Here is a 25,372-nt window from a genome sequence, read left to right as displayed (position 1 = left end):
TTTGTCACACAAAGCAACGATCACGGCGGCCGTCTCGCATGTCCGGCACTCCACCCGATCGTGATCATCCCGGGCGCCCCGCCGACCAGCAGCATCATCCCCACAGCCACGATCTACAGCTGCCGTACTTGATCAGCTGCCCTTCCTTGTGATACTCAATCCTGAACTAGGCGGTTACCCTGCCTTTGCAGGAGAACGGGGTGTCTGTCGCCATGTCGCTCACCCTTGATCGAAAGGTATGGATACGCCAGTCAGAACGAAGATCGGCCTTCTGGAGTCGACATCGCCACTGATTCCTTGAGTACACCCAACGCCAGTGCTTCCCCCGATAGGCCGCCAACCCCCGCACTGTGCATCGTTTTACCAGATCAGTAGTTACGTCGTTGCGCCAATTCGCGACGAGCGCGACTGGATGAACAGTCCACCCCCTTGGATGTCGTCTCATCGCCCTGATACATACTGCAGTCGAACAACTCCTCAGTCTCAGAGACCGGCGTGCCGCCGGCCATCGCCGTACATTTCCTCTCCATCTGGTGCCTCTCGATGGGAAAGAGTCGGCGTGGCACCTTGTTCGCCGATTTCGCGTCCCGCGCCACCTCACGGCTGGTCCGGTCCGCTTGCCCTGGGCGCATGAGGAGTAATCAAATTGCTTCAAGGGTTGAGTCATTGATCCGCCGTCAGTAGGCGAGAACACCTGATGCTCTGCACTCTCTCTTTACACAGTCGCCTTTGATCGCTCCGGAAAATCGTTTCCGGGCAAGTGGTGGTAACCGTATGGACGGCACGTGCGCCCCGCCGATAAAGCTGCGGACGAGGCGCTCGACCAGCCTCGTTCGTCCACGCAAAGAAAGGCTTGGCTGTGTATCTGGAGCGTCAGAACCAAGAAAGGCCTTCTGCAAGAACCGCAGATGATCTCGGAGAGCTCGAAACCGTCATCCTTCGCGATGACGAGGCGACGAACTTCCTTCGCGACCAGTGGTCTATCCTGTACTCGCTGGACGTGAATGCTGCGCCATATCTATTCCATACATGGCTGAAGGGGTGGAGTCACCAGCTACCTCTGCATAGTCACCCGCTCATCGTTCTGGTCATGAGTGGGGGCTCTCCTGTCGGAGCGTTGGCCTTGGTGCAGGAACAACTCCATGCGGGGGAGGGCGCCATTCGACTGCTGTCGACTCCTTATTCGGAGTCCGTCGGCATAGTGGGGCCGGCGAGCGACTGCATGGAAGTCGCCAGGGCGGTGTCCGAGGCTCTCGGTGAGCTGAGGCGAGAAGACAACCGGGTGCTGGTGTCCGATATTCCGGCGGCCAGTGCGCTCGCCAGGGAGTTGGCGTCCGACGAGAACTGGTCACTCCACCTCGTACCGTATGCGACTGTCGACCTTCCTTTGTCATTCGACAGCTTGTCGAGGGAAACGCGACGCACGCATCGTCGTAGACTGCGGAAGGCAGAGCAGCTTCGGGAGTCCGGCCACCGGCTGGAATTCAAGCGTTCCCGCACTACCAGCCAGCTTCTGGAAGCCTTCGAAATCTTGGCGGAACTCGATGCCCGTCAGCACTCCGAACGCCCCTTCTCCGCGGGGAGTTGGAAGTCCGTACTCGCCGAATGTGGGAGCGATCTGGCCTTCGTTGCCACCCTGGAACTGGATGACGTCCCCGTCGCCGCCGAGCTTTGCCTGTACCGGGAGAAGAGGTGCTACTCGGTTCTCGCCGCCAGGGATACTGACTGCCACCAGTTCGCAGCCGGGCATGTGCTGCTGCGTCATCTTGCGGATGACCTGGCCGACGCGGGATTCCTTGAGCTCGATCTGGGGCGTACCTTGCCAACCGGCAATCAGATCGGGTACAAGTCACAGTACGGCGCCCGATGGGGTCACACCATTGTCGCAGTCACTCAGCCGCTGGAGGCGAGCGCTTCGCTGAGGTGCGCGCAGAATACTGTCAGCGAATTCTTGGGGGCTCAATGATCTTCGACCTTACCTCTTCGAAGAACTAGGGCGCATATCGGGTTGTGATCGATCGGTCGGGTCCGTCTTTGTTGTGGCGATGGATCCGGTAGATCATCGTGGGTGGCGTGCATGCCGCCGAGTGATGCAGAGTGGGCTTTCATTGAGCCCTACTTGCCGGTCGGTTCCTTCGGCCCGTATCCCGAGCGGCTGCGGGAGCAGTCCGAGGGCGTGATCTGGTGGTTCAGGACCGAGGCGCAGTGGCGGGAGACGCCGGGTGAGTTTGGCGCGTGGTTCACGGTGAGCAACCGCTTCCGGCAGCGGCGAACGCGGGGGTGTTCGAGGCCCTGCTTTCAAGGTGACCTCGTCCAGGCGGGACAACAGGTCCATGTCCAGTTGGTGCTGGGAGGCGAGCACTGAGCTGATTCCGTGCGCCCAGCAGAACGGGAGGTGATGCCGCGTGAGCGGCTGATCTTGTTCGTAAGCTCGTCGTCGCTTGCCGGTGTGAGTCCGGTCCGGGTAGCTGCCAGGAGGCCCGGTAGCAGGCTGGCGGTTCCGTCTGGAAACGGGCGGGGTCGAAGCCCAGCGTCAAAGGCCCTGATGGGGGAGCGACGGTGCGGTCCGTAGCGTAAAGCGAAGCCTGCGGCGTCGTTACTCACCCGCCCGTGAGGGTGGGGCAAGGGAGTGCCGAGCCCTTCGGAATCGGGGTGAAGGCCATGGAAGCGGTGAAGAGCCTGGAAGCAGCCGCGAGGAACTCCCCGGCGTATGGGGCGCGGAACGTGCCGATAGTGGCGGCGGGAACTGGGGAGGCCCTCCCCGGCCCAGTGACCTGCGGAAATTGTTGCTGGAGCGTCGCACCCTATAACCGATGACCTCGGGAAGTGGGTGGCGTGCCGGAAGGGCGTCGGAGGGTCCAATGCCGTTTAAATAGATGATCTTGCTGGCGTGGGCCTGCCCGTGTGAGGAGCTGGACGGTGGGCGGTCCGGTGTGGCGGATGCCCTTGTCGCTGGGGCGTCGTTCGCGGTAGCTGCTGCGTCGGGGGCGTTTGACAGAACGGGGGTAGGTGCGGAGGCGGCGTTCGGGGTTGCGGTTGCGGGGCCGGCCGACCCGGTGGACGGTTCGCGCTCAGAGATCGGGGCCGGGCTCAGGGGGGAAAGGCCGCTCGGTCGGTGACCGAGCGGCGCACGATCCGGAGCGTGGCCAGGAACTTGATCCGGTCGGGATCGACTCCGACGGTGGTGGCGGCGGTGCAGATCAGGGTGGCCAGGGCCCAGTGGGTGAGGAGATCGGGCGGGAGCTGGAAACGGAGCAGAACTGGCCACGGTCATCGGGGAAAGCACACCCGACCGGGAAACCGGCGGAAGAAAGGCCCCGAGCCCTACCGCCCGAAATGCCACCGCGCCAGCTCCCGACCCTCCAGGTCTTGAGGTCGCTGGTCCGGCGGAGTACTACTGCGGCTCGGTGGTGGCCGGCTGGGTCGCAAATCGCCAGGTTCACGAGGGCGGCGGGTACCCAATGCGCGAGCATCACGTACATGGCCAGCCGTACGGGTCCTGGACGTTTCCGGGTGCGTGCATGCCATTCCTTCAGCCGCGGTCGTTCGCTCCTTCGATGCGTCCGCAAAGGGAAATGTTGGTCCGGGGCGGCATACGGTTGGGGGCGCGGAGTTCCGTCGGCGGTTGGACGAGGTGGGCGCAAGGTTTCCTCGGGTGGAGCCGCGGCGGCAGGCGCGGGCGTATGTGACCGGGCTGCTGGCGCCGGACCGGATGCAGCGCTTGCTGGGCAACGTCTGCTGGGATGTGTCGGGGATGCGCGATGACCTGCGCGAGTACGTCTTCGAGCACCTCGGGACGACTCGGGGTGCTGCTCGTGGACGAGGGGATCCAGTGCTGGGTCGTCCTGTCGGGTCAGGCCGTTGTCGCGGGCGAACCGGACACGACGATCGTGGGCGGCGGGTCGGCCTGCGCGGTTCCTTACGGTCTGCGGGCGGTTCGGGACGCCGATCCGGTCATCGTGCCGAACCTGCCGCAGTGCTCGGCCGAGGATCCGCCCGAGCCCGCGCTGGAGGCACCGCGCGCGGCGCACGCCCGGGGCGCCCGTGTGGATCCACGCGACCACAACTTCACTGCTGCTGAACCGCGGTGGCCGCAACGCGATCTGTACGTCGTTCGTCTGCTCACGGTTCCAGGTGCAGGGCTCCGTTCTCGACGGCCAAGGACGGGCTCCCCGGACGCCATGATCGAGGCATGGCAGGGCCAGCAGTGGGTGCGCGCGCGGACCGGCCAGGACGGCGTGTTCCGCATCACCGTCCGCAAACCCCGACCGGTGCGAACGGGCGACGGCCGTCTCCACGCCCCCCACCTGAACGTCGCCGTCTTCGCCACCGGCCTGCTCAAACAGGCGATGACGCGGCTGTACTTCCCCGATGAGCGACAGGCGAACGAGCAGGACCCGGTGCTGAAACGCCTGCCACCCCAGGACCTCCGACTCGTGGCACGGCGCGAGAACGACGTCCTGCGGTTCGACATCCACCTGCAAGGAGACAACGCGGCCGTGTTCTTCGAATTCTGATCTCCGGACCCGCTGGTCGGATAACGAGGTCGACTTGTAGAACGATACCGTTTCGCTGTAGAACGGTTGCGTTCTACTTTGGAGGTGGCGGGATGCGATCCCCTCGGTCGACTGTCCGCGGGCCCCGATCGGCGGGCTGGACACCTGATCCGCCGCCACGTCCCCGGTTCCGGGTCCGAACCGAGCCTGACGTCGAGATCCCGCTTCCGGACGGCACGATGTTGATCGGTGACCTTTACCGCCCGGTCACCGACGGCGCACGGCCCGCACTGCTCGGTTGGAGTCCGTACAACAAGGATCTGATGCCGACCGGCGCGCCCGCGCCGTTCAATGAGCCGGGCGACGTGACGTATCTGGCTGCTTGCGGATACCCGGTGGTCGTCGTCAACGCCAGAGGCACCGGGCGTTCCTCGGGGGCGCTGCCCGAGGAGATGTTCGGCGCCTCCGAGCTGGCCGACCTGCAGGCCACGATCGACTGGATCGCGCATCGCCCGTGGTGCGACGGGCGGGTCGCGATGACGGGCATGTCCTACTTTTCGATCAGCCAGTTGTTCGCGGCGGGGCACCGGATTCCCGGTTTGGCCGCGATCGCGCCGTTCGGGTCGGCGACCGACCTGTACCGGATGATGATCTACCACAATGGGGCTCTGACCTCGGGGTTCATGGGACGTTACATTGCGGTCAACGGTGCGGTGCAGCGAGTACGGCTGAGACCGGCGGTACGGCATGCGCTGGGGTACGTGATCGGTACCCGTCCGCTGCAGGCCCTGGTGCGGTCACGGATGACGCGAATGCTCCCGCGCGCGGTCAGGCGGCTGCCGGTTCCAGAGCCGTGGCTGCGCCGGTGGGCGCTGTACGCGCTCGATGAGCCGTTCGACGGGCCGCTGTACCGGGACGGCTCGGCTTGGCCGCGCCTGCCGCAGATCGAGATACCGGTGCTCATCGGCACCGAGTGGAGCATGGTCGGGCTTCACCTGTTCGGCGCCTTCGACGTCTGGCACTCGGTGGCCGGCCCCAAGCGCATGTTCGTCGGACCTCGGTGGAACCACTGGCCCTATCTGCGCTACCAGGAGGAGATCGTCGCCTATTACGATCATGTCCTGCGGGGTGTCGACAACGGCTACGACGCGCTTCCAGCCGTCCGGTACTGGCTCCACGGGGCCGAGCGCTGGGAGAGCGCCGATGACTGGCCTGTCCCCGACACGCGGCCGTGGAATCTGCACCTCGTGGCGGGGGCGGACGAGAACGGCTCGAACCGGCTCACCGCACAGGACGAAGACCAGGTCCGCACGACACGATCCTGGGCGGCCATACCACCCGGTGTCGAGTACCCGGGGGCGTTCGACCGGCTCGCCCAACATGAGGTGCGGTACGAGTCTCCACCCGCGCCGCACGACGTCCATCTCGTCGGGCCCGCCCACCTCACGCTGCGGATGGCCACCACAGCCATGGACACGCATGTGCAGGTGCGTCTGAGCGACGTGGCGCCCGATGACACAGCGACCACCATCAGCGTCGGCTGGCTGCTCGCCTCGCACCGAACCGTCGATGAGAACCGCAGCACACCCACCGAGATCGTGCATGACCACACCCGCCCGGTGCCGGTGGAACCGAGCCGCCCGTTCACTGTACGGTTCAGCCTGACTCCGTTCGCTCAGCTTCTGCGACGCGGCCACCGGCTGCTGCTGGAGATCGGTAGCGATCCGCGACGCCTGGCCCCGCGAGACGACGAGCGGTACATGTACTTCGAGATGGCCGGACCGCCCTATGCCGCGAGGAACACGGTGTTCCACGGCGCGGAAGAACCCAGCCGCATCGAACTGACCGTCAAAGGACCGGTTCCCTGGTGATCAACGCAACGGCCGGGCAGGATCCCGATCCGCGCATAGCGCGCACCCGCGACCGCGTCCTGCCCGCCACCGTGGAGCTGCTCGCCGAACGTGGCGTCGGCGGCACCACCATGGAGGCCATCGCCCACCGCTCGGGCGTCGCCAAGAGCACGATCTACCGTCATTGGCCCGGCCTGCCACCATTGATCATCGAGGCGTTCACCTCGCTGAACCAGGCGGCACCGGACCGTCCCTCGACCGGCGAGCTCCGCCAGGACCTGACGCTTTATCTGGGTGAATTGGCACGCGTCATCACCGAGTCGCCCTGGGCACCGCTGATGACGGCGCTCGTCGACGGCGCCGAACGGGACGAGAGCCTCCGTGAGCTGCTCGGCGCCCTGATCAAACGACGACGAGCACGCCTGGAGGAGATCATCACGGCCGGGTTGGACCGAGGAGAGCTCCCCGGCGACACCGACCCCGAGTTCCTCGCCGGAGTCATGGGCGGCGCCCTGTTCTACCGCCGCCTGATCAGCCACGAATCAATCGACGAAGCATACGTGCAGCGGCTGGTCGACACCTTCGTCCGGATGACCTGAGCCATTCTGCCGCCCGGGCAGAATCGGGACGCCAGCAGGCTCCTGACTTGTTGAATCGACCCCGGACGCGCCCCTCGAGCCAAGGCAGTCAGCAGGGCGCTCGTAGCGACCCGCCCCGAACAAAGAAGCCGTAAGTGGCCTGCGGCTCGGGGTCTCGTCTCCTCGTGGCGACCCGCGGCCGCCGCGACGAAACCCCCGTGCGAGCTATTCCGGCAACAAGAGTGGCTGATCAGTCACTCTCTGAACAAGTGGTCGGAGAGTTGCGTCCTGGTGGGCATTGACGGGTCACGGGTTCGCTGTCGCCCTCTTCGCCGGCCCGGGGGCTTGGCTTTCGGGTGGAGGTTTGGCCGGGGGCTCATCTGTCAGGGCTTGCGGCCCACGGCTCCGTAGAGCCAGGTGCCGATCTTCTCGGCGGGTTGATCCAGCTCGTCAGAGTCGGGGTTCCACTGGTCGATGGTGACCAGGCCTGGATCGACTGCGTCGAACCCCTCGAAGAACGGTGTGATCTCTTCCTTCGGGCGGAAGAAGATCGGCGTGGGCGTGGTCGCGTAGACGGCCTCGATCTGCTCGACCGCTGCGGGAGCATGACCTTCCACGGTGACGTGCGTTGCGGCCAGATAGCTGCCGGGAGCCAGGGCCTTTCGCAACTGCTGCATGACCGAACGCCGCTCGTCGACGGTGAGGAAGTGAATCATCGCGATCATCAGCACCCCGACAGGAGCAGTGGGATCGATCAGGCGGGCGGTCTCCCGATGGCCGAGCACCTCACTGGGCCGACGCATGTCGCCTTGGACGACCGTGGTCCGGTCGTCGGTGGCCAGCAGCGCCCGGCCGTGTGTCAGCACCACCGGGTCGATGTCGACGTAGACGACCTGAGCGTCCGGGATGATCGCCTGGGCGATCTCATGAGTGTTGCCGGCCGTGGGCAGACCGGAGCCGATGTCGAGGAACTGCCGGATTCCACGGCGCGCCATGTACCGCACCGAGCGGCGCAGGAACGAACGATTCTCCAAGGCCAACTCGCGGATCTCCGGCATGGCCTGGGCAACTTGCTCTGCGGCATCTCGATCGACCTGGTAGCTGTCCTTACCTCCCAGATAGTAGTCGTACATCCGGGCGACACTCGGCCTGGTCACATCCTGCACGCGTTCGTCCTCCCGTCGCGATGATGTGATCATCGTACTTTCCGGACAGCGCGCAACTCCCGCCGCCAGACCGGCGGCGGTCAGCCCGACGCGCAGCGTAGTCCGAACGCTCAGTGTGCGACGGTGGGATTGCCGGGCGCTGTCCAGAATGTCCGAGTCGAGTTCGGTTGCCGCCGTCCGGCTTTCGTCGTCGAAGAATTTCAGGGTGTCGCAGCCCTGCCGATCCGCTACTCCCGAACGCTACTTGGGGGTAACCGCTGGTGTCCGAGGGGGGACTTGAACCCCCATGCCCCGTAAAGGGCACTAGCACCTCAAGCTAGCGCGTCTGCCTATTCCGCCACCCGGACCGGTCGCAGGCCGCAGCGGGCTGCGGCGGGCTTCACCATACCAAAGGTGGCGAGTCGCGGCGAAGTCGATCGGCGGGGCACCATGGGACGGTACGCGAGAACACGAGGTGATCACTGTGGCGCATGAGCCGACCGCTGAGGACGAGGTCGTCCGGCTCTGCCAGGAACTCATCCGGATCGACACCAGCAACCCGGGCGATCACTCGGGGCCGGGCGAGCGGGTGGCGGCCGAGTACGTGGCGGAGAAGCTGGAGGAGGTCGGGCTGGAGACGCGGATCTTCGAGTCGCATCCGGGGCGGGCGAGTCTCGTCGCGCGGATCGAGGGGGAGGATCCGGGACGGGACGCGCTGCTGCTGCACGGGCATCTCGACGTGGTGCCGGCGCGCCCGGAGGACTGGACGCGGGACCCGTTCGGCGGGGAGATCGCGGACGGCTGCGTCTGGGGGCGCGGCGCCGTCGACATGAAGGACATGGACGCGATGATCCTGGCCGTGGCGCGGCAGCGGCTCAGGGAGGGGCGCAGGCCGCCGCGGGACATAGTGCTCGCCTTCCTGGCCGATGAGGAGGCCGGCGGGAACTGGGGCGCGCAGTGGCTGGTGAAGGAGCATCCGGAGCTGTTCGAGGGGTGCACCGAGGCCGTGGGGGAGGTCGGCGGGTTCAGCCTGACGGTGCCCGGGGACCGGCGGATGTACCTCATCGAGACGGCGGAGAAGGGCATCGCGTGGATGAACCTGACCGCCAAGGGGACGGCCGGGCACGGGTCGATGGTGCATCCGGACAACGCGGTCACGGCGGTGGCGGCGGCGGTCGCGCGGCTGGGGTCGCACGAGTTCCCGGTGCGGCTGACGAAGACGGTGCGGGCCTTCCTGGAGCGGGCGTGCCTGGCGTACGGGGTGGAGTTCGATCCGGATCATCCGGAAAAGTGCCTTGAGCAGATCGGGCCGCTGGCGCGAATGATCGGCGCGACGCTCCGGCACACGCTCAATCCGACGCGGCTGGACGCCGGATACAAGACGAATGTCATTCCGCAGAGCGCCACCGCTCAGATCGATGGGCGCTTTCTGCCCGGATATGAGGAGGAGTTCTTCGCGGTGGTGGACGAACTTCTCGGGCCGGACGTCGAGCGGGATTTCGTCCACCATGACCACGCGGTGGAGACCGACTACGAGGGGGCCCTCGTCGCGGCCATGGAGGCGGCGCTGACCTCGGAGGACGCGGGCGCGCTGCCGGTCCCGTACTGCCTGAGCGGCGGGACGGACGCCAAGGCGTTCGCGAAGCTGGGCATGCGGTGCTTCGGATTCGCGCCGCTGAAACTGCCCCCGGATCTGGACTTTTCCGGAATGTTCCATGGCATTGACGAGCGCGTTCCCGTGGACGGGCTGCGCTTCGGCGCCAGGGTTCTCGACACATTCCTTGATCGCTGCTGAATTTGCCATCGCCATTGCGTTCCGTGGTGCTATCGTCACCATTCGTTGAGGACGGGTCCGTCGCAACGGAGGGTGTGTGGTGGCAGGGGACGCGGCGCGGATCGGGGCGGTCATCGCCCGGCCGCGCCGCGTCTCCGCCGGGCGCGCCGTCCGGCGGCTGCTCGTTCTCGGCGGGCTGCTGATCGCGGGCTGGCTCCTCGGGTGCGCGGCGCAGTCCGCGCATGCCGATGAGGGGGCCGCCGCGCCGGCCGAGATCGTCGCGAAGGCGCCCATGCTCGGGGACGCGGTCACGACCGTTCATGAGCCTGAGCCGGTGCGCCGGGTCGTCCGTGCCGTGGCGAGGGAAGCGCCGCGCGAGGTGCCGGTGCAACAGGTGGTCTTGCCGAAGGCCTCGGCCGACCCGGTGGCCGTGCGGAAAGGACCTCCGGCCGCGGCCGTTGGTGAGGCTTCCCAGGCCCAACGGCCGGCGCGCGAGCTTGGCGTGCGCCGTGTTTCCAAGGTTTCCGTCGATCGGACGGCCGTCGCCCATGGGGTGCGCCATGCCGTCCAGCAGCACCAGGCGCCCATGAAGGCGCCCGACCATCCCGACGGCGGTTCGGCGGCCGGCGGCGTCGTCCCCGGCACCTCGGCCACAGGGCTGCCCGACGTCGGGACGTGGGCTCCGGCCCCGCCGCGCGCGGCACTTCCGCGCGCCGACGGCGCGATGCCCCCGGCCGTCCGCACCGCCGCGGACGAGCCGTCCTTCGCGCCTGACTAATCCCTGATCACAGGCTCCGGACGCGTGCCCGTGCGGCTCGGGCGCGCCGCTCCGGTCATTCGCCGTGCCCTCATGCGCGGCATCCCCCCGAGACACACCTGTCTCTTCGCCTCTTTTCTCTTCGAACGGAGCATCATGCGAACGTGGGCAAAAGGCACATCACGTGCCGCGATGCTCACCGCGGGCTTTGTCGCCCTCGGTGTCAGCGTCATCCCCGCCAACGCCTTCGCCGACGTCACCAACGGCGGCGCCGGCGTGCTGAGCGGCAACCAGGTGGACGTCCCCATCTCCGCCCCTGTCGACGTCAGCGGCAACGGCGCCGCGCTGCTCGGTACCGCGCACGCCACGTCCCGCGGCGGCGCCAAGGTCCGCAAGCGCGGCGGGAGCGGCCGGACGTCCGGCGCGCACGGCATCGCGTCCGGCAACCAGGTCAATGCGCCGATCTCCCTGCCGGTGAACGTCTGCGGGAACGGCGCGGCCGTCCTCGGCGAGGCCGACGCGGGCTGCCGGGGCGGTGCCGGTGTCAGCGGCGGAGGAGCGGGCGGTGGCCAGCGCACCGACGGGACGGGCGGCGTCCTCGCGGGGAACCAGGTGCACGCCCCGATCTCGATCCCGGTCAACGTTTGCGGCAACGCCGCCGCGGTCGCCGGGGAGGCGGTCGGTGGCTGCGAGGGCGGCGCCCGCGTCAAGGCCGGCGGCGACACCGGGTCGGGACAGCGGACGTCCGGCATCTTCGGTGTCGGCGCCGGCAACCAGGCGAACGTCCCGATCAGCGTGCCCGTGGACATCTGCGGCAACGCGGTCGGCAACGCGGCGGCGGCGTGCGAGGGCGGCGCGTCCGTCCGCAACGGCGGCCACCGGACGGGACGGCAGACCACGGCGGGCGACCTCGGCGTGATCGCCGGAAACCAGGGCAACGCCCCCGTCAGCATCCCGCTGACCCTCTGCGGCAACGCCGGGGCGGTCGCCGGGCAGGCCGGCGCGTTCTGCGAGGGCGGCGCGCATGCGCGCAATAGCTCCGGCGGCGACCAGCACATGTCCGGCGTGGGCGGGGTCCTCGCCGGAAACCAGGGGAACGCGCCGGTCACCGCCCCGGCCGAGGTCTGCGGCAACGCGGCCGCGATCGCCGGCCTCGCCTCCGGCCTGTGCCAGGGCGGCCCCGGCTACGGCGGCTACCAGCCCTACTCCCGGACGACCGGCGCCGTCCCCGCCACGGGCGGCCTGCCGAGCGAGAACACGCTGCCCAAGGTGGACGGCGTGCACGGCCTCTTCAGCCCACTGCCCGAGACGGACGGCCTGGCGGAGATCAACGCGTCCCCCGCGGTGGCCGGCCACTCCCAGACGACCGACCGCCACACCGCGACCGACCTCCCCGGCGTGGGCGGTTTGCCCAAGACCGATGGGCTGGTGGCGCTGCCGAAGGTGCATGGGCTCCCGCGAGTCGGCGCGCTGCCTGTGGGTGGTCGGTCGGTCGCGGCTGAGCGGCGTGGGGTGGACGGGCTGCTCCCGGTTCGTGCGTTGGTGCGGGTGGACGGGGTGCCCAACCTGCTTGCGCTGCCCCGGACGGGTGGGCTCGCCCAGAGCGGTCTCGTGCAGGACGGTGGGCGTACCGGGGAGACTCTGGGCGCGGACGGCGTTCGGTCTCAGGTTCCCGGGCTTGGAGCGGCTGGACGGCCGCTGACGTCCCACGGCGCGTCGACGCTCCCGCTGCCCGCCACGCCGGTCAGTGCCGATGGCCTGCTTCGCACGGGTGGGCAGGTGCCCGTGACGAGTGAGCTCGGCCCGGTCGCGGAGGTCGCGGCCACGGACGCGGCCACGGACGCGGCCGGCGCGGACTCCGGGTCGGTGTGGGTGCTGGCGGTGTCCGGGGTGCTGGCCATCGCCGCCGGGACCCTGGCGCTGGCCCGCCGCTTCCGCGTGGGCCGCCGCTAACCGGCCGGCGGGCGTGGTGGCCGCGCCGCCACGCCCGCACGGCGAGCGGAAAACTTCGCCCGTCCCGGGTGTTCGCCCTGGGGCGGGCGAACACCCGTCTGAAGGCAGGCCGCGCGGGCGGCAGGAGTAACGATGCGTCAAGTGGACCGAACGTGGTGCTACGCTCCGGGCGACACCACGGGGGAACGGTCAGAACGTGCGGACGGCGCGGATGACCTTGCGGCGAAGCTGAATACGGCGGCGGCCGTCCGGGTACAGGCGCAACCGATCGATCTCCCAGCCGCCGCGTTCCGCGTGCTCGGTGAGGATCTGCCGGGCGGTATCACGCGTGGTGCCGCGCGGCAGTGACAGGACGAGGTAGGTGTACTCCGCCATTGAGACCATTATTACGTGGTCGACCGGGCGTGCGGCACCCGACTGCGGCGTCTGCGTCCGCGCGGCGGCCGGGGGCATGTCATCCTGTCGGAGGCGCGCGACGGTGAGAATCCCGTCCCTCCACGGGGGCGGCACGATGATCGCAAGGGCGGCGGGGAGGACCCACGGGATTGAACGCGCCGCCATGCGACGTTGTACGAAGCCGGTAAGAAAGAGCCTGAGTAAGAGGACCGAGACAGCGAGGTTGGAGCGACTGTGCCAGCCAAGAACGGCACCGCGAACAGTGGCCGGGGCAACGGCTCCGGGACCCGCCTGGTGATCGTCGAGTCGCCCGCGAAGGCGAAGACGATCGCCGGGTACCTGGGCCGTGGCTACATCGTGGAGTCCAGTATCGGCCATATCCGGGACCTCCCGGGAAGCGCCTCGGAGGTGCCGGCCAAGTACAAGGGCGAGCCGTGGGCCAAGCTCGGCGTGAACGTCGAGCAGGACTTCGAGCCGCTCTACGTGGTCAACACCGACAAGCGGCAGCAGGTGCAGAAGCTCAAGAAGCTCCTCGCGGAGGCGGACGAGCTGTTCCTCGCGACGGACGAGGACCGGGAGGGCGAGGCGATCGCCTGGCACCTCCAGGACGTCCTGAAGCCGAAGGTCCCCGTGCACCGGATGGTCTTCAACGAGATCACCAAGGACGCGATCCAGCGCGCCGCCGCGAACCCGCGCCAGCTGAACATGCGGCTGGTGGACGCGCAGGAGACGCGCCGGATCCTGGACCGCCTCTACGGGTACGAGGTCAGCCCCGTCCTGTGGAAGAAGGTCATGCCGAAGCTGTCGGCGGGCCGCGTGCAGTCGGTGGCGACGCGCCTGGTCGTCGAGCGGGAGCGGGAGCGGATCGCGTTCGTGCCCGCCCACTACTGGGACATCGCGGCGCAGTTCGACACGGGCAGGGACGAGGAGCCGAAGGTCTTCAAGGCCGGGCTCGTCTCGGTCGACGACAGGCGCGTCGCGCAGGGGCGCGACTTCGCGTCCGACGGCACCCTGAAGACCCGGGACGCGCTGCACCTGGACGAGGCCGCCGCCCGCGGCCTGGCGGAGCGGCTGCGTGACCGCCCGTACGAGGTCAAGTCGGTCGAGCGCAAGCCGTACACGCGCCGCCCGTACCCTCCGTTTCGGACGACGACCCTCCAGCAGGAGGCCAGCCGCAAGCTGAACTTCTCCGCGAAGTACACGATGTCGGTCGCGCAGAAGCTGTACGAGAACGGCTTCATCACCTACATGCGAACCGACTCGATCACGCTGTCGGAGACGGCGATAACGGCGGCCCGCAGGCAGGCGGCGAGCCTGTTCGGCGGCGAGTACGTTCCGGACAAGCCGCGCGTCTACGCGTCCAAGGTGAAGAACGCGCAGGAGGCGCACGAGGCGATCCGCCCGGCGGGCGACACGTTCCGGACGCCGGCCGAGACGGGCCTGTCCGGCGACCAGTTCCGCCTCTACGAGCTGATCTGGAAGCGGACGATCGCGTCCCAGATGAAGGACGCGGTGGGCCAGTCGGTGTCGGTCCGCGTGACCGGGCTCTCGACGCGGAACGAGCGGGCCGAGTTCGGCGCGACCGGCAAGACGATCACGTTCCACGGGTTCCTCAAGGCGTACGTGGAGAGCTCGGACGACCCGTCCACCGACCGGGACGACCAGGAGCGGCGGCTGCCGAACCTGGCCGAGGGCGACCCGCTGACCGCGGACGCGGTGGACGCGGAGGGCCACTCGACCCGCCCGCCTGCCCGCTACACCGAGGCCAGCCTGGTCAAGGAGCTGGAGGAGCGGGAGATCGGCCGCCCGTCCACCTACGCCTCGATCATCGGGACGATCCTGGCGCGCGAGTACGTGTTCAAGAAGGGCACGGCGCTCGTCCCGTCGTTCCTGGCGTTCGCCGTGGTCAACCTGCTGGAGCAGCACTTCGGCAACCTGGTCGACTACGACTTCACCGCGCACATGGAAGACGGTCTCGACGAGATCGCCCGTGGCGAGGCCGAGCGCGTCCGCTGGCTGACCCGGTTCTACTTCGGCGACAACGGTGAGGAGGGCCTGAAGGAGCTGGTCGGCGACATCGGCGACATCGACGCCAAGGGCATCAGCTCGTTCCCGATCAAGGGCACCGACATCGTGGTGCGGGTCGGCCGGTACGGGTCCTACCTCGACCGCGACGGGGAGCGCGTCAACATCCCCGACGACATCGCGCCGGACGAGCTGACCGCCGAGAAGGCCGAGGAGCTGATGGCGCAGCCGTCGGGCGACCGGGAGCTCGGCAAGGACCCGGAGACGGGCCACACGATCGTCGCCAAGTCGGGGCGGTTCGGGCCGTACGTCACCGAGATCCTGCCCGAGCCGGCGCCGCCCGCCGAGGGGAAGAAGCGGACGAAGAAGGCCGACGCCCCCAAGCCGCGCACCGGGTCGCTGTTCAAGTCGATGTCGCTCGACACGATCACGCTCGACGACGCGCTGAAGCTGCTGTCGCTGCCGCGCACGCTGGGTGAGCTGGACGGCGAGCCCGTGACCGCGCAGAACGGCCGGTTCGGTCCCTACATCAAGAAGGGCACCGACAGCCGGTCGCTCGGCTCCGAGGAGGAGCTGTTCACCGTCACGCTGGAGCAGGCGAAGGAGCTGTTCGCGCAGCCCAAGCAGCGCGGACGGCGGGCCGCGGCGGCGGCGCCGCTCCGCGAGCTGGGCAAGGATCCGGCGAGCGAGAAGCCGGTGGTGGTGAAGGAGGGCCGGTTCGGCCCGTACGTCACCGACGGTGAGACGAACGCCAGCCTGCGTAAGGGCGACGAGGTCGAGTCGATCACGATCCAGCGCGCCGCCGAGCTCCTCGCGGAGCGCCGGGAGAAGGTGGCCGCGGGCGGCGGGAAGAAGAAGACGACGACGCGCCGTCGAACCTCCGCAAAGTCCGGCTCCTAGGGACATCCACGCCGATACCCTGACCGACATGACCAGAACGGGCGCATCCCGGCCGCACCCCGCAGCGTCACCGCCGCCGGGCGTTTCGTCACTGTCCTCGATCGGGCCGTTCCGCCGGTTGCGGAGCGTGCTCACGCTGTCCTGCCTCGCGCAGTGGCTCAGCGTGCCCGCGCTGACCGCGATGGCGGTGACGCTCACCCGCGACGACGGCGCCGCGACGCAGGCGCAGGCGGCCGGCGGCACGCTGGCGCTGATGCTGCTGCCCGCGGTGCTGCTCGCGCCGCTCGGCGGCCTGCTCGCCGCCCGCGTCGACCGCCGGCTGATGCTGATGATCGCGGACGTGCTGCGGCTGGTGGTCGTCGTCACCGTGCCGCTCGTCGGCATGCTGCCGTGGACGCTGGCCGCGGCGTTCCTCGTGTCCTGCCTGAGCCTGGTGTGGTTCCCGGCGGCGCGCGCGTCCCTGCCCGCCCTGGTCCCGGACGAGGAGCTGCGCGCCGCCGCCCGCCGCGCCGCGACCCGCGTGGTCTTCGCCCCGGCGCCCGCCGCCGCGCTGCTGTTCGCCGTCCTCGCCCTCGTCGCGGACGGGACGCTCGGCACCGGCTCCCGCGCCGACCTCGCCCTCTACGTGACCGCCGCCGTGTTCCTGGCCTCGGCCGGCGCCGCCGCCACGATCCGCGAGATCCCGTTCGCCGAGCCCGCCGCGGCCGGCGCGCCGCTGAAGCTGATCTTCCAGGGGCCGGGGACGGCCGCCGCCCGCGGGCTCGGCCTCGCGATCGCCGGCGCGTCCGTCACGGCCGGCGCGATCGCCGCCGCGGCCCGCGTCCACGCCGGTGCGCTGGGCGGCGGCGACGCCGGCTACGGCACCGTGCTGACCGGGCTCACGGCCGGCACCGGCTTCGGGCTGTTCCTCGGGCCGCGCGTCCTCGTCCCGTTCAGCCGCCGGCGCCTCCTCGGCCTCGCCGTGATCGCCGCCGCGCCGGCGCTGGCCGTGCTCGCCCTCGTCCAGAACCTCGTCGTCGTGGTGTTCGTGACGGCGTTCCTCGGGGTGTTCGCCGGGGCCGCCTGGTCGAACGCCAAGGCCGCGGTGAACGACCCCGACGCGCCGGAGGACACCCGCCCGTCCGCCTACCTGCGGTCGGTAGCTCTGGTCGCCGTGCTCCTCGCGTCCGTCGCCGTCCCGCTGATCGCCGGGGCCGTCGGCTCGCATCGCCTCGACCTCGGCGGCGGCGTGTACGACGTCCACGGGTCCGGCGTCGCGCTGCTGGTCGCGGCCGTGGTCGCGCTGGTGTCCGGCCTTCTGGCGTACCGGCGGCTGGACGACCGGCGCGGTATCCCGCTCGTCCCCGACGTGCGCGCCGCCCTGCACGGCGAGATCTACATCCCGCCCGAGCAGGCCGCCGCCGCGCCCCAGCAGCCCGTCCACCGGAACCGCGGCGTGTTCATCGCGTTCGAGGGCGGCGAGGGCGCGGGCAAGACGACCCAGGCGCGGCTCGCCGCGATCTGGCTCCGCGACCACGGCTACGACGTCGTCACGACGCACGAGCCCGGCGCCACCAAGATCGGGATGCGGCTGCGGGCGATGCTGCTCGACCGCGACACCACCGGCCTGTCCGCCCGCGGCGAGACCCTGCTGTACGCCGCGGACCGCGCCGACCACGTCGCCAACGTGATCAGGCCGGCGATGGACCGCGGCGCGATCGTGGTCAGCGACCGCTACGTCGACTCGTCCCTGGCCTACCAGGGGTTCGGCCGGCAGCAGGCCGTGGAGGACATCGCCCGCGTCAACGCGTGGGCGACCGGCGGCCTCGTCCCGGACCTGACTGTCCTGCTGGAGATCCCGCCGCAGGCGGGCCTCGGCCGGCTGTCGGCCCCCGCCGACCGGATGGAGTCGGAGTCGGCGGACTTCCACGAGCGCGTCCGCGCCGGGTTCCGCGCGCTCGCCGAGGCCGACCCGGACCGCTACCTCATCCTGGACGCGAGCCGTCCGCAGGCCGAGCTGACCCGCGAGATCCAGTACCGGATCCGCGAGATCCTGCCCGACCCGATCCCGGCGGGCACCGAGGACGCCACGAGCACGTTCCCGGTCATCACCGACTACTGACCCGGCTAGCCTCTCTCCCATGAGCGTGTGGGACGACCTGGTCGGGCAGGAGCCCGTCATCGAGCAGCTGTCCGCGGCCGCCGGCGGGACGGGCGGCGTGGCGCACGCGTGGCTGTTCACCGGGCCGCCCGGTTCCGGCCGCGTCGCCGCCGCGCGGGCGTTCGCGGCGGCGCTGCAGTGCACGCAGACGCCGCGCGGGTGCGGGCACTGCACGTCCTGCCACCAGGTCCTCCAGGGGACGCACGCGGACGTCGAGGTCGTCCGCCCGGAGGGACTGTCGTTCGGCGTCAAGGACGCGCGGTCGCTCGTGCTGCGGGCGTCGTCGTCGCCGAGCGGGGGCCGCTGGCAGGTGGTGCTGTTCGAGGACGCCGACCGGGCCACCGAGGGCGCCGCGAACGCGCTGCTGAAGGCGATCGAGGAGCCGCCGGCGCGGACGGTGTGGCTGCTGTGCACGCCGTCGCCGGAGGACCTGCTGGTGACGATCCGGTCCCGCTGCCGGCTGGTGACGCTGCAGACCCCGCCGATCGCGGCGATCGCGGACTTCCTCGTCCAGCGGGACGGCGTCGACCGCGGCACCGCCGACGTGGTGGCGCGGGCCGCGCAGGGCCACATCAGCCGGGCCCGCCGCCTCGCCGCCGACCCGGCGATGCGGGAGGTGCGCGACGGCGTGGTGGCGATCCCGCGGCGGCTGACCGGGGTGAGCCCGGCGGTCGCGGCGGCGGAGACCCTCGTGAAGGCGGCGGAGGCGGAGCGGGACGCGCAGACGGCGGAGCTGAACGAGACCGAGACGTCCGCGCTGCGCAAGGCGCTCGGCGAGAGCGAGAAGGGCCGCATGCCGCGCGGCACGGCGGGCGCCCTCAAGGACCTCGAAGCCCGGCAGAAGTCGCGGGCGACGCGCGTCCTGCGGGACGCCCTGGACCGGACGCTGCTCGACCTCGCGTCCTACTACCGCGACCTGCTGACGCTCCAGATCGGGGCGGGCGGCGAGCTGGTCAACATCGAGCTCGGGCCGGAGCTGCGGACGGCGGCGGGGAAGGGCCGTCCGGAGGACACCCTGCGCCGCCTTGACGCGATCATGGACTGCCGGGAGCGGCTGGCGGCGAACGTCAACCCGCAGCTGGCGTTCGAGGCCCTCACGCTCGCGCTCCGCACCGGCTGACCTCGCACCGGCCGGGACGCTCCCGTTCCCGCTCTTGTTCCCGCGCTTACAAGAGATGTCCCTATTCGTTACATTTCCGTACGCGTCTCTCAACAAGCGCACACGTAACGTCTCCTGGCTGATCAACAGAAAACGGGCTATTCACCCCCACGGCCAGGAGGTCTGCCTTGCGGCGAGCCTTGATTTCCGCCGCGTGCGCCGTCGCCACCATGGCGGCCCTCGCGTATCCAGTGTCAGCGGCTCCGAACCCATCGCAGGCGAAGGGTGAGGCGTCGGAGTACGTCGTCCTCTACAAGGAGGGCGTGTCCACGGGCAGGGCCCACCGTGCCGTGAAGGCGGCCGGAGGCAAGGTCGTCCACGAGAACCGCGACGTGGGCGTCGCGACCGTCCGGTCGAGCAACCCGGGGTTCATCCGCGCCGTGATGAACCAGCGGGAGCTGGAGGGCGTCGCGCACAACCGGGTCATCGGCGAGGCGCCGAAGACCAAGAAGAAGGCCGCGAAGGTCGAGAAGCTCGCCGGCGTCACGAACGGCGCCACGAACAAGCTCTCCTTGGCGGGCAAGCCGTCCAAGGACACCGAGCCGCTCGCGGACCTGCAGTGGGACATGAAGCAGATCCACGCGACGGCGGACGGCTCGTACAAGAAGGAGCCGGGTGACAGGCGCGTGCTGGTCGGCGTCCTCGACACCGGCGTGGACGGCGACCACCCGGACATCGCGCCGAACTTCAACCGGAAGCTCAGCCGCAACTTCACCCACGACATCCCGACCGACGCCAACGGCGACGAGGTCGACGGGCCGTGCGAGTTCACCTCGTGCGTCGACCCGAACGACTGGGACGACAACGACCACGGCACGCACGTCGCGTCCACGATCGCCTCGCCGCGCAACGGCCTCGGCATGGCGGGCGTCGCGCCGAACGTGTCGATCGTCAACCTGCGCGTCGGCCAGGACTCCGGCTACTTCTTCCTCCAGCCGACCGTCGACGGCCTGACCTACGCGGCCAAGAACGGCATCGACGTCGTCAACATGAGCTACTACATCGACCCGTGGCTCTGGAACTGCGGCAACAACCCGGCCGACAGCCCCGAGGCCCGGCTGGAGCAGCGGACGATCATCAAGGCCGCGCAGCGCGCCCTGGACTTCGCGCACCGGCGCGGCGTCACGCTGATCTCCGCGGCGGGCAACGACCTCGTCGACTACACCAAGACGAACGAGGACGCGAGCAGCCCCGACTTCCCGTCCACGCCGGGCGAGGCCCCGTACGAGCGGACGGTGCCGGCGAGCTGCGTGTCGATGCCGTCCGAGGGCGAGCACGTCATCCCGATCTCGGCGACCGGGCCGAGCGGCCGCAAGTCGTACTACAGCAGCTTCGGCAACGGCTACGTCGCGGTGGCGGCGCCCGGCGGCGACAAGGTCGACAACGCGAACCAGCGTCCGGACGACAAGGGCGGCATCTGGGCGGCCTACCCCGAGCGGCTCGCGAAGGCCCGCGGTGAGCTGAACGCCGACGGCACGCCGAAGGTGCCCTACCTCATCCGCAGCTGCAAGGGCGACAAGTGCGCCTACTACCAGTCGATCCAGGGCACGTCGATGGCGTCGCCGCACGCCGTCGGGGTCGCCTCGCTCATCGTCAGCAAGTACGGGCACCGGGACCGCCGCGGCGGCCTGACCATGGACCCGCGCGCCGTCGAGCAGGTGCTGCGCGGCACCGCGACTCCCAAGGCGTGCCCGAGCCCGCGGACCGTCGAGTACGTCTGGTACACCCAGGGCGAGAACGGCGAGTGGGTCAAGCACACCTCGACGCAGACGTGCGAGGGTTCGAAGGGGCAGAACGGCTTCTTCGGAAGCGGTGTCGTGGACGCGCTGAACGCGGTCTCGCGGTGACCCTGCTCTAGGCCATCCCTTCCAGGCCACCCCAGGACGCGGCCCCCGGCGATCACGCCGGGGGCCGCGTTCTTCGTGCCGGGACCTTCCGGCGGCGTTCCCGATTCGCTGCACGTGCGCGTCGACACCACGGCGGCCGAGGCGGTCAAGGCGTCGCTGACCAGCACCCCGGGCGTGCAGGAGGTCGTCATCGTGCCGCCCCGCCCTGGGGCATGATGGTGGGATGTCGTACCGCGTCACGTTCGTCTGCACGGGCAACATCTGCCGCTCCCCGATGGCCGAGTGGGTCCTGCGCCACCACGTCGAGGAAGGGGGGCTGGACGTCGAGGTCGACAGTTCGGGCACCGGCAACTGGCATGTGGGCGACGGCGCCGACGAGCGGACGGTCGAGACGCTGGAGCGGGCCGGGTACCGCTCGGCGCACATCGCGCGGCAGTTCGAGCCCGGCTGGTTCGCCCGGTACGACCTGATCCTGGCTCTGGACGAGGGGCACCGGCGGGCGCTGCGGGCGATGGCACCGGACGGGGAGGCGCGCGGCAAGGTCCGGCTGCTGCGCGAGTTCGACCCGGACGCGGACGGCGACCTCGACGTCCCCGACCCCTACTACGGTGACCGCGCCGAATTCGACCTCGTCCTGGAGCAGGTGGAGGCGGCGATGCCCGGCCTCCTGGAGGAGATCCGCGCGGCGCTCAAGGAGGCGTGAGCGCGGTGCGGCTGGGACGGCTGCTCGGGACCGCGGTCGACGACCTGCGCGATCTCGGTCCCAGCCACTCCTGGAGGCTGCACAGGGCCGCTCTGGCGGACGGCCGCGAGGTGTTCGTCAAGGCGGCGTCCGACCAGGCCGGCGTGTTCGCCGCGGAGGCCGCCGGGTTGCGGTGGCTGGGCGAGGCGGGCCCTGGAGCGCCCGTCCCGGAGGTCGTCGCCGCGGACGACCACATGCTCGTCCTGCCGTGGCTGCCCCCGGGGTCGCCGTCCCCGGCCGCCGCTGAACGGCTGGGGCGCGAACTGGCCGCCCTGCACACCGGGAACCGTCCGGGCTCCTACGGGGCGCCCTGGGACGGCTACATCGCCGATCTGCCGCTCGACAACACCCTCGACGATCGCGCCTGGCCCGCCTGGTACGCCGAACGCCGCCTCGAACCGTTCCTGCGGCTCGGCGCGCGGCACCTGTCGTCGAGTGACGTCCGTCTCATCGAGCGCGTCCTGGAGGACGTGGAGACGCTCGCCGGGCCGCCGGAGCCACCGTCCCGTATCCACGGCGACCTGTGGTCCGGGAACATCCTGTGGACGGACGAGCGCGCGCTGCTGGTCGACCCGGCAGCGCACGGCGGGCACCGCGAGACGGACCTGGCGATGATGGCGCTCTTCGGGACCCCGCACCTGGACACGATCCTGGCCGCCTACGATGAGGCGGCGCCCTTGGCGAACGGATGGCGTTCCCGCGTCCCGTTGCACCAGCTGCACCCGCTGCTCGTCCATGTGGCCCTGTTCGGCGCGCCCTACAGGGCGTCCCTGGCCGACGCGGCCCGCGCGGCGCTCGGCTGAGGCGGCTTGCGACTTCACTGCGAAGTGGTAACTCCGCATTCATGGGTGTTTGTGGCGATGTAAATGAGATAGAAACGACGGGCGATCCGCAGGAAGGCAGGTGCGAGACAAGCCCATGAACGGTGGCAGGCGCCAGGACCCGGGGGACCGGCTCGGCTCGTGGAAGGGCCTCATCCCCCTCTGCATGGCCGCGGCGGCGGCCCTGTTCATCGGCGGGAGCGTGGACGTGGTGCACCGCCACCAGCGGGCCGGCGAGGACAAGCACGAGGCCAAGCCCGCGGCCAAGGCCGAGCGGACGGAGCCGGCGTTCGTCGTCGGCATCACCGCGCCGGGCACCGCGCTGCTCGTCCGGGACGTCCACACCGGCGCGAACGTCGGGCTGCCCGTGGCCGCCCCGGCGGGCCGCCGCTTCCACCGCGTCGCCGCGGTCAAGGACGGCTCCTACATCGTCGCCTCCTACGGCGGCCGCGGCGTCACGTTCCAGCGCCTCCGGCTGGGTGACGACGGGCGCCCGAAGAGCCTGACGGACGTCCCCAAGATCAGCGTCCCGGGCGCGTCCACCGCATGGTCGGAACTCGCCGTCAGCCCGGACGGCGGCCGCATCGCCTACGTCACCTACAAGGGCGCCCGGGGCCGCGTGGACGTCGTCTCGCCCGCGAGCGGCGCCCACAAGGTGTGGACGACGAAGCTCCGCGCCCGCATCGGCAGCCTCTCCTGGTCCGGCGACACGCTCTCCTTCGTCTGGACGTCGGCCGGATCCCCGAAGCGCCAGGTCCGCACCCTCGACACCAACGGCCCCGCAGGCGACCTCAAGGCCAGCAAGGCCGTGATGACGCTGCCCAAGGGCGCCACCAACGCCGTCCTGAGCCGGGACGGCAACTCCGTCATCACGGGCGCGGTGAAGAACTCCGAACTCACCCTCCAGGCGTACACGCTTCAGGGAAAGCCCGAGAAGACGCTGTGGACCCAGAAGGTGAAGGGCGCCCTCACCGGCCTGGACATCGCCCACACGAGCAACAGTCTCATCGCGACCGCCGGTGACCTGTACGCGCAGGGCGTCGCCGCCGTCCCCGGAGAGGATCTCGCCGACGTCGCCTGGTGAGACCTAGAGTGGACCCACGGAATCGGGCGAACGGAGCGAAAACCGTGGGCATGGTGATGGCAGTCAGCTTCACCCGTTACGGCCGCCTCTACTACCTCGACCCGGGCCCGCACAGCCCGAAGGTCGGCGACAAGGTCCTCGTCCCGACCGACTCCGGGCCCGAGGTCGCCGAGTGCGTGTGGGCGCCGCAGTGGGTGTCCGACGACATCGGCGGCCTGCCCGAGTGCGCCGGCCCCGCCGCCGACGAGCACCTCGCCCGCGACGAGGCCAACCGCCGCCGCCGTGCCGAGGGCCGCGCCATCGCCAAGCGCCTGATCCGCAAGCACGACCTCCCGATGAAGGTCATCGGCGTCGACTACCTCGACACCGACAACGTCTTCAAGATCTACTTCACCGCTCCGCACCGGGTCGACTTCCGCGCCCTCGTCCGCGACCTGGCCCGCGGCATCAAGGCCCGCGTCGAGCTCCGCCAGGTCGGCCCGCGCGACGAGGCCCGCCTCCAGGGCGGCATCGGCCCCTGCGGCCGCGACCTGTGCTGCGCCACCTTCCTCAAGGACTTCGAGCCCGTCTCCGTCCGCATGGCGAAGGAGCAGGACCTCCCCGTCAACCCGCTCCGCATCGCCGGCGCCTGCGGCCGCCTGATGTGCTGCCTCAAGTACGAGCACCCGCTCTACGTCAAGGCGCACGAGCGCATGCCGTCCCTGGGCTCCCGCGTCGACACCCCGAACGGCCCCGGCCAGGTCGTGGGCCGCAACGTCCCCGCGGACAAGGTCACCGTCCGCCTCAACAGCGGCGGCCGCTGCTCCTGCCCCTCGGCCTCGGTCTGCTCCCCCCGCCAGCAACACGACGCGATGCACAACCCGGGCTCCGACGACGGCTGACGGCGAGTGGGCAGAATGCGAGGCATGACGCGAACCGTGAACCTGCCCGGCGACACCCCGCTCCCGATGATCGGTTTCGGGACGTGGCAGCTGCGGCCGAAGACGGCCTACGAGTCGGTGCGCGCGGCGCTCGACATCGGCTACCGGCACATCGACACCGCGACGTTGTACAGGAACGAGGCGGACGTCGGCAGGGCCGTCAAGGACAGCGACGTCGACCGGGAGCAGGTCTTCATCACGACCAAGCTGATGCCGCAGGACGCGCGGCACGCCCGCCGCACCCTGGAGTCGAGCCTCCGCCTACTCGACACCGCTTACGTCGACCTCTGGCTGATCCACTGGCCGACCGGACGGGACGACCTCGTCCCGACGTGGCGCGAACTGGTGTCCGCCAGGGACGCAGGGCTGGCCCGCACTGTCGGCGTCAGCAACTTCAGCCCGGCGCAGATCGACCTGGTGACCGAGGCCACCGGAGAGCGGCCGGCGGTCAACCAGATCCCGTGGAGCCCCGCGCAGCACGACCCGTCCCTGCTTGAGGAGCACCGGCGCCGAGGGGTCGTTGTGGAGGGCTACAGCGGCCTGAAGAACACCGACCTACGCGATCCGGTCCTTACCGGAATCGCAGAGCGGTACGGCGTCACCACCGCCCAGGTCGTCCTGCGCTGGCATCTGGAACACGACATCGTGATCCTGCCCCGTTCCTCACGCCGGGAGCGCATCGCAAGCAACTTCGACCTGGACGGCTTCGCCCTCACCAAGGAAGACGTCGCCGCCATCGACTCCCTGACCCGAACCGCCTGACCGACCCCGCCTACATGCTGGGC

At 69.9% G+C, this 25,372-nt stretch carries 20 protein-coding genes, 1 tRNA gene and 1 pseudogene; 19 read left to right on the top strand and 3 right to left on the bottom strand.

What is annotated here, in order from left to right; genetic code table 11:
• Positions 1-859 precede the first annotated feature (859 nt).
• The 6 genes and pseudogenes from ABGB11_RS16915 (at position 860) to ABGB11_RS16890 (ending at position 6,945) form a co-directional block, all read left to right on the top strand.
• Entirely contained in the window at positions 860-1,966 is a 1,107-nt protein-coding gene (locus ABGB11_RS16915) for a GNAT family N-acetyltransferase (RefSeq protein WP_347633679.1), read from the top strand.
• Between the two features lie 111 nt (positions 1,967-2,077).
• Entirely contained in the window at positions 2,078-2,365 is a 288-nt protein-coding gene (locus tag ABGB11_RS16910; RefSeq protein WP_347633677.1) for a transposase, read from the top strand.
• A 1,260-nt stretch (positions 2,366-3,625) separates the two neighbouring features.
• Positions 3,626-3,796 (top strand): annotated as a pseudogene (locus ABGB11_RS16905) (IS701 family transposase); the annotation flags it as partial.
• Positions 3,797-3,806: 10 nt separating this feature from the next.
• Positions 3,807-4,517 carry a hypothetical protein gene (locus tag ABGB11_RS16900; protein WP_347633708.1) on the top strand — a complete coding sequence of 237 codons (711 nt, stop codon included), beginning with the start codon at positions 3,807-3,809 and terminating at the stop codon, positions 4,515-4,517.
• A gap of 218 nt (positions 4,518-4,735) precedes the next feature.
• Positions 4,736-6,367, top strand: a complete 1,632-nt coding sequence (locus ABGB11_RS16895; RefSeq protein WP_347633675.1) for a CocE/NonD family hydrolase — start codon at positions 4,736-4,738, stop codon at positions 6,365-6,367.
• Positions 6,364-6,945: a TetR/AcrR family transcriptional regulator gene (locus ABGB11_RS16890; RefSeq protein ID WP_347633673.1), complete on the top strand. Its 582-nt coding sequence runs from the start codon at positions 6,364-6,366 to the stop codon at positions 6,943-6,945. The genes ABGB11_RS16895 and ABGB11_RS16890 overlap by 4 nt, the downstream gene beginning before the upstream one ends.
• A gap of 362 nt (positions 6,946-7,307) precedes the next feature.
• Here ABGB11_RS16890 and ABGB11_RS16885 read toward each other — a convergent pair whose 3' ends face one another.
• Positions 7,308-8,123 carry an SAM-dependent methyltransferase gene (locus ABGB11_RS16885; RefSeq protein ID WP_347633671.1) on the bottom strand — a complete coding sequence of 272 codons (816 nt, stop codon included), beginning with the start codon at positions 8,121-8,123 and terminating at the stop codon, positions 7,308-7,310.
• A 225-nt stretch (positions 8,124-8,348) separates the two neighbouring features.
• A tRNA-Leu gene (locus ABGB11_RS16880) sits at positions 8,349-8,437 on the bottom strand.
• Positions 8,438-8,553: 116 nt separating this feature from the next.
• On the opposite strand from ABGB11_RS16880, the gene ABGB11_RS16875 reads away from it, so the two are divergent.
• The 3 genes from ABGB11_RS16875 (at position 8,554) to ABGB11_RS16865 (ending at position 12,553) form a co-directional block, all read left to right on the top strand.
• The gene (locus tag ABGB11_RS16875) at positions 8,554-9,864 is read left to right on the top strand and encodes a M20/M25/M40 family metallo-hydrolase (RefSeq protein ID WP_347633669.1); all 1,311 of its coding nucleotides are present in this window, start codon (positions 8,554-8,556) and stop codon (positions 9,862-9,864) included.
• A gap of 79 nt (positions 9,865-9,943) precedes the next feature.
• Positions 9,944-10,621, top strand: coding sequence for a hypothetical protein (locus ABGB11_RS16870; RefSeq protein ID WP_347633667.1), 678 nt, complete (start codon positions 9,944-9,946; stop codon positions 10,619-10,621).
• Between the two features lie 171 nt (positions 10,622-10,792).
• Positions 10,793-12,553, top strand: coding sequence for a chaplin (locus ABGB11_RS16865; protein ID WP_347633665.1), 1,761 nt, complete (start codon positions 10,793-10,795; stop codon positions 12,551-12,553).
• Positions 12,554-12,742: 189 nt separating this feature from the next.
• Here ABGB11_RS16865 and ABGB11_RS16860 read toward each other — a convergent pair whose 3' ends face one another.
• Positions 12,743-12,928: a DUF5703 family protein gene (locus ABGB11_RS16860; protein WP_021596264.1), complete on the bottom strand. Its 186-nt coding sequence runs from the start codon at positions 12,926-12,928 to the stop codon at positions 12,743-12,745.
• A 255-nt stretch (positions 12,929-13,183) separates the two neighbouring features.
• Between ABGB11_RS16860 and topA the strand changes: the two genes are divergently transcribed.
• The 10 genes from topA to ABGB11_RS16810 all read left to right on the top strand — a co-directional run bounded on the left by topA (position 13,184) and on the right by ABGB11_RS16810 (position 25,349).
• On the top strand, positions 13,184-15,874 hold the full coding sequence (topA, locus tag ABGB11_RS16855; protein ID WP_347633662.1) for a type I DNA topoisomerase: 2,691 nt from the start codon (positions 13,184-13,186) through the stop codon (positions 15,872-15,874).
• Positions 15,875-15,902: 28 nt separating this feature from the next.
• Positions 15,903-17,975: a dTMP kinase gene (gene tmk / locus ABGB11_RS16850; RefSeq protein WP_347633660.1), complete on the top strand. Its 2,073-nt coding sequence runs from the start codon at positions 15,903-15,905 to the stop codon at positions 17,973-17,975.
• Between the two features lie 19 nt (positions 17,976-17,994).
• Positions 17,995-19,134 carry a DNA polymerase III subunit delta' gene (locus ABGB11_RS16845; RefSeq protein WP_347633658.1) on the top strand — a complete coding sequence of 380 codons (1,140 nt, stop codon included), beginning with the start codon at positions 17,995-17,997 and terminating at the stop codon, positions 19,132-19,134.
• A 302-nt stretch (positions 19,135-19,436) separates the two neighbouring features.
• Positions 19,437-21,020: a S8 family serine peptidase gene (locus ABGB11_RS16840; protein ID WP_347633656.1), complete on the top strand. Its 1,584-nt coding sequence runs from the start codon at positions 19,437-19,439 to the stop codon at positions 21,018-21,020.
• 75 nt (positions 21,021-21,095) lie between these two features.
• A complete protein-coding gene (locus tag ABGB11_RS16835; protein WP_347633654.1) occupies positions 21,096-21,236 on the top strand; it encodes a hypothetical protein in 141 nt (46 codons plus the stop codon).
• A gap of 7 nt (positions 21,237-21,243) precedes the next feature.
• Positions 21,244-21,723 (top strand): low molecular weight protein-tyrosine-phosphatase, encoded by a 480-nt coding sequence (locus ABGB11_RS16830; RefSeq protein ID WP_347633652.1) that lies wholly within the window; start codon positions 21,244-21,246, stop codon positions 21,721-21,723.
• Positions 21,720-22,565: a fructosamine kinase family protein gene (locus ABGB11_RS16825; RefSeq protein ID WP_347633650.1), complete on the top strand. Its 846-nt coding sequence runs from the start codon at positions 21,720-21,722 to the stop codon at positions 22,563-22,565. The genes ABGB11_RS16830 and ABGB11_RS16825 overlap by 4 nt, the downstream gene beginning before the upstream one ends.
• Positions 22,566-22,665: 100 nt before the next feature.
• Positions 22,666-23,667, top strand: a complete 1,002-nt coding sequence (locus ABGB11_RS16820; protein WP_347633648.1) for a hypothetical protein — start codon at positions 22,666-22,668, stop codon at positions 23,665-23,667.
• A gap of 50 nt (positions 23,668-23,717) precedes the next feature.
• Positions 23,718-24,548, top strand: coding sequence for a regulatory iron-sulfur-containing complex subunit RicT (gene ricT, locus ABGB11_RS16815; RefSeq protein WP_347633646.1), 831 nt, complete (start codon positions 23,718-23,720; stop codon positions 24,546-24,548).
• Between the two features lie 24 nt (positions 24,549-24,572).
• The gene (locus tag ABGB11_RS16810; RefSeq protein WP_347633644.1) at positions 24,573-25,349 is read left to right on the top strand and encodes an aldo/keto reductase; all 777 of its coding nucleotides are present in this window, start codon (positions 24,573-24,575) and stop codon (positions 25,347-25,349) included.
• The last annotated feature ends 23 nt before the right edge of the window (positions 25,350-25,372 follow it).

It is taken from the genome of Actinomadura sp. B10D3 (genome assembly GCF_039871695.1).
GTDB classification, from domain to species: Bacteria; Actinomycetota; Actinomycetes; order Streptosporangiales; family Streptosporangiaceae; genus Spirillospora; species Spirillospora madurae.
The sequence above is the reverse complement of the archived record's forward strand: the minus strand, read 5'-3'. Positions and strand labels throughout refer to the sequence as shown.

What these genes read in the sequence shown, in the direction of transcription:
- ABGB11_RS16885 (WP_347633671.1), bottom strand. Translation starts at nt 8,123, where the DNA reads ATGATCACATCATCGCGACGGGAGGACGAACGCGTGCAGGATGTGACC.
- ABGB11_RS16845 (WP_347633658.1), top strand. Translation starts at nt 17,995, where the DNA reads ATGAGCGTGTGGGACGACCTGGTCGGGCAGGAGCCCGTCATCGAGCAG.
- ABGB11_RS16895 (WP_347633675.1), top strand. Translation starts at nt 4,736, where the DNA reads ATGTTGATCGGTGACCTTTACCGCCCGGTCACCGACGGCGCACGGCCC.
- ABGB11_RS16810 (WP_347633644.1), top strand. Translation starts at nt 24,573, where the DNA reads ATGACGCGAACCGTGAACCTGCCCGGCGACACCCCGCTCCCGATGATC.
- ABGB11_RS16865 (WP_347633665.1), top strand. Translation starts at nt 10,793, where the DNA reads ATGCTCACCGCGGGCTTTGTCGCCCTCGGTGTCAGCGTCATCCCCGCC.
- ABGB11_RS16830 (WP_347633652.1), top strand. Translation starts at nt 21,244, where the DNA reads ATGTCGTACCGCGTCACGTTCGTCTGCACGGGCAACATCTGCCGCTCC.
- ricT (WP_347633646.1), top strand. Translation starts at nt 23,718, where the DNA reads ATGGTGATGGCAGTCAGCTTCACCCGTTACGGCCGCCTCTACTACCTC.
- tmk (WP_347633660.1), top strand. Translation starts at nt 15,903, where the DNA reads ATGACCAGAACGGGCGCATCCCGGCCGCACCCCGCAGCGTCACCGCCG.
- ABGB11_RS16910 (WP_347633677.1), top strand. Translation starts at nt 2,078, where the DNA reads ATGCCGCCGAGTGATGCAGAGTGGGCTTTCATTGAGCCCTACTTGCCG.
- ABGB11_RS16860 (WP_021596264.1), bottom strand. Translation starts at nt 12,928, where the DNA reads ATGGCGGAGTACACCTACCTCGTCCTGTCACTGCCGCGCGGCACCACG.